5 protein-coding genes are annotated in these 3,518 nt (G+C 68.6%); 3 read left to right on the top strand and 2 right to left on the bottom strand.

Annotated elements, in window-relative coordinates; all coding sequences use genetic code 11:
- Positions 1 to 320: AAA family ATPase (locus MFF42_RS10810; RefSeq protein WP_238255756.1), on the bottom strand; the 320-nt coding region annotated here is incomplete at its 3' end.
- Positions 321 to 629: 309 nt separating this feature from the next.
- Complete coding sequence (gene hslV / locus MFF42_RS10815; RefSeq protein WP_238255757.1) at positions 630 to 1,190, bottom strand: ATP-dependent protease subunit HslV; 561 nt, start codon at positions 1,188 to 1,190, stop codon at positions 630 to 632.
- Positions 1,191 to 1,455: 265 nt separating this feature from the next.
- Between hslV and motA the strand changes: the two genes are divergently transcribed.
- The 3 genes from motA to MFF42_RS10830 all read left to right on the top strand — a co-directional run.
- Positions 1,456 to 2,331 (top strand): flagellar motor stator protein MotA, encoded by an 876-nt coding sequence (motA, locus tag MFF42_RS10820; RefSeq protein ID WP_238255758.1) that lies wholly within the window; start codon positions 1,456 to 1,458, stop codon positions 2,329 to 2,331.
- 13 nt (positions 2,332 to 2,344) lie between these two features.
- Positions 2,345 to 3,331 carry a flagellar motor switch protein FliM gene (locus tag MFF42_RS10825; protein WP_238255759.1) on the top strand — a complete coding sequence of 329 codons (987 nt, stop codon included), beginning with the start codon at positions 2,345 to 2,347 and terminating at the stop codon, positions 3,329 to 3,331.
- Positions 3,315 to 3,518 (top strand): hypothetical protein (locus MFF42_RS10830; protein ID WP_238255760.1); only part of this gene is annotated, 204 nt, incomplete at its 3' end. The genes MFF42_RS10825 and MFF42_RS10830, both read left to right, overlap by 17 nt.

Raw genomic sequence — 3,518 nt, forward strand, 5'->3', positions numbered from 1 at the left:
CCGACCTCGACGAGGTCGCGCACGATCTGCTCCACGTCGCGGCCGACATAGCCCACTTCCGTGAACTTGGTCGCCTCGACCTTGAGGAAAGGCGCGCCGGCCAGACGCGCGAGGCGGCGGGCGATCTCGGTCTTGCCGCAGCCGGTCGGGCCGATCATTAGGATGTTCTTCGGCGCGACCTCGTCCCGCAGCGGGCCTTTGAGCTGCTGGCGGCGCCAGCGGTTGCGCAAGGCAATCGCGACCGCGCGCTTGGCGTCCTTCTGGCCGACGATGAAGCGATCGAGCTCGGAGACGATCTCGCGGGGAGAGAAGGTGGTCATCGGGCTCCTGCGGCCAGATTCTTTTTACGGATTTGGCGGGGCGGCGCGGGGCCTTCCCTCCGGGACGATCTAAGCGGGCACAGCTCGGCTTTCCAGGGCGTCCGGCTTCGGAGTGCCCTTTGAGCAAATGTTCCGGCAAACGCCCCGCTCCTCATGCTGAGGTGCCCGCGTCAGCGGGCCTCGAAGCACGCCGCGACGCTTTTCCCGGCCGAGCGCTGCCATGAGATCAACCGTTCCGGCGTGCTTCGAGGCTGCTGGCGCCGCTCCTCAGCATGAGGAGCGTCATGGATGCCAGGGGCGAACAGACCCTCAGGCCGCGTCGATTGCCTCGATCACGAGGTTCCCGTTGGTGTAGACGCAGATCTCGGCTGCGATCTTCATCGCCTTGCGCACAATCGTCTCGGCGTCGTGCTCGCCGTCCTCCAGCGCGCGGGCGGCGGCCAGCGCGAAGTTGCCGCCGGAGCCGATCGCCATCACCCCGGTCTCGGGCTCCAGCACGTCGCCGGAGCCGGAGAGCAGCAGGCTGACATCCTTGTCGGCCACGAGCATCATCGCCTCGAGGCGGCGCAGATAGCGGTCGGTGCGCCAGTCCTTGGTGAGCTCGACGCAGGCGCGGGTGAGCTGGCCGGGATACTGCTCCAGCTTGGCCTCCAGCCGCTCGAACAGGGTGAAGGCGTCGGCGGTGGCGCCGGCGAAGCCGCCGATGACACTGCCCTTGGCCAGCCGCCGGACCTTGCGGGCGTTGCCCTTCACGATGGTCTGGCCGAGGCTGACCTGGCCGTCGCCGCCGATCACCACCCGGCCGCCCTTGCGGACCATCAGGATCGTGGTGGCGTGCATCTGCGGCAGGCGATCGTCGGTCTGGGCCAAGGAGGCGCTCCGGTTCGTTTGAAACAGGTTGGCTTTCCTCGCGGATGCGAGGCGGCGGGCGTCCGCCGGACGCGATGCTCCCCACCATCGGTCGGGCGCATCGCCGTAAGTCACGAGCCTCAGTTATGCGCTCGCGCGCCCGCCTCCAAGCCGGGGCGCCGCTTCGTCCCAAAAAGCTCCGCGCAAGCCACCCCTCCTATTGCCTCGAACAAAGGAGTGCCGCGCGTCGGCGCCCGTCCCCGCAAAGGTGTCCCCGGAGCCTCCCATGGGAATCCTCGTCGGCCTCGTCATCGCGATCGGCTGCATGCTCGGCGGCTTCGTCGCCATGGGCGGGCACCTGATCGTGATCTGGCAGCCCTGGGAGTTCGTCATCATCTTCGGCATGGCGGCGGGCACCTTCGTCATCGCCAACCCGCTCAAGACCGTGATGGATTCCGGCAAGGCGACGATGGAGGCCTTCACCAACAAGGGGCCGAAGCGCCAGGACTTCCTCTCGCTGCTGGGCCTCCTGCACGCCCTGATGCGCGAATTGAAGACCAAGCCGCGCAACGAGGTCGAGACCCATTTCGACGATCCGGCCAATTCCGAGATCTTCAAGAACTATCCCGAGGTGACCAAGGACCAGGATCTGGTGCTGTTCATCTGCGACTATTGCCGCCTGATCCTGATCGGCAACGCCCGCTCGCACGAGATCGAGGCGCTGATGGAGGAGGAGATCGGCACCCACAAGAAGTACAAGCTCAAGCCCTACGCCGCGATCAACACCGTGGCGGAGGCGCTGCCGGCGCTCGGCATCGTCGCGGCGGTGCTCGGCATCGTGAAGGCGATGGGCGCGCTCGACCAGTCGCCGCAGATCCTCGGCGGCCTCATCGGCGCCGCGCTGGTGGGCACCTTCATCGGCGTGTTCGCGTCCTACGGGATGCTCGCCCCGCTCGCCGTCAAGATCAAGGGCGTGCGTGAGAAGCAGTGCAGCGTCTACACCATCGTGAAGCAGAGCCTGATCGCCTACATGAACGGCGCGCTGCCCCAGGTCGCGATCGAGCACGGTCGCAAGGGCATCGCCGGCTCCGACCGTCCGACCATCGACGAGGTCGAGAGCGCCACCGTGCCGGGCGCCCGCGCCGAGCCGGCGGCGGCGTAAGGGTTTTTGTGGGATGGACGAGACCCAGACCCCCGAGCCGGTGCCCGAGGCCGCGCCCGCGCTCCCGCCCTTCGTGACGGGGACGAAGCCCGCGTCCGACATCCGCAGCCGCATCCAGGAGGCCGGCGGCCTGTCGCTCGACCGGCTGCCGATGCTCAGCGTGGTGTTCGACCGCCTCGCCACCGCCTGCAGCGATGCGGCCAAGCATCTGGCCGCCTCCTCGACCTTCTATTCCCTGAGCGGGGTCGAGAGCGGGCGCTTCGGCGAGTTCCTCGACGCCTACGACGCCAACGCCGTCGTCGGCATCTTCCACGCGCCGGGCTGGGACGGGCACGTCCTCGTCGGGCTCGACCGCGACTTCATCTACACCATGACGGAGGTGCTGTTCGGCTCCGACGGCTCCGAGCCGCCGGTGGAGGACGAGCGCACCTTCTCGGCGATCGAGCTGCGCATCGCCCAGATGGTGTTCGAGCAGGTGGGAAAAGCGCTCGAATCCTCCTTCGGCCTCGTCTCGCAGACGGGCTTCCGCCTCGAGCGCACCGAGACCCGGATGGAGTTCGCGGTGATCGGCCGGCGCTCCAACAAGGCGGTGCAGGCCAAGTTCCTGCTCCAGGCGCTCAACCGCGGCGGCGAGATGTTCCTCATCATCCCGCAGACAGTGCTGAACCCGCTGCGTCCGGCGCTGGGCAAGGTGCTGACCGGCGAGTCGTCGGCCCGGGATCCGCGCTGGGCCGAGCAGATCGCGGCGGAGGTGCAGAAGACCACCGTGCGCCTGCGCGCCGTGCTCGAGGAGCGCCACCTGACGCTCGGCGAGATCGCCGGGCTCAAGGTCGGGCAGGTACTTACCCTCGACGCGACGCCCGCGACGCGGGTCAAGCTCGAAGGCAACGACCGGCCGCTGTTCTGGTGCCGGGCCGGGCAGTCGCAGGGCGCCTACGTCCTGCGGGTCGAGGACGCGATCAGTCCGGAGAAGGAGGGCGGCCATGGGCTCCTTGGTTGACGGCATACTCCTCGTCGCGCTCGTGGCCACCAGCGCCTGCGTGGTGCCGATGTACCTCAAGCTCAAGCGCCTCGACCGGACCCAGGCGGAGTACGGCGCGGCGGTGGCCGCCTCCGGCGTGGCGCTGACCCAGGCCGGCGAGGCGGTGCGCTCCTTCAAGGAGGAGGGCCGCGAGGTGCTGGAGGCG

It is taken from the genome of Methylorubrum podarium (genome assembly GCF_022179745.1).
In the GTDB taxonomy this organism is placed as follows: Bacteria; Pseudomonadota; Alphaproteobacteria; order Rhizobiales; family Beijerinckiaceae; genus Methylobacterium; species Methylobacterium podarium.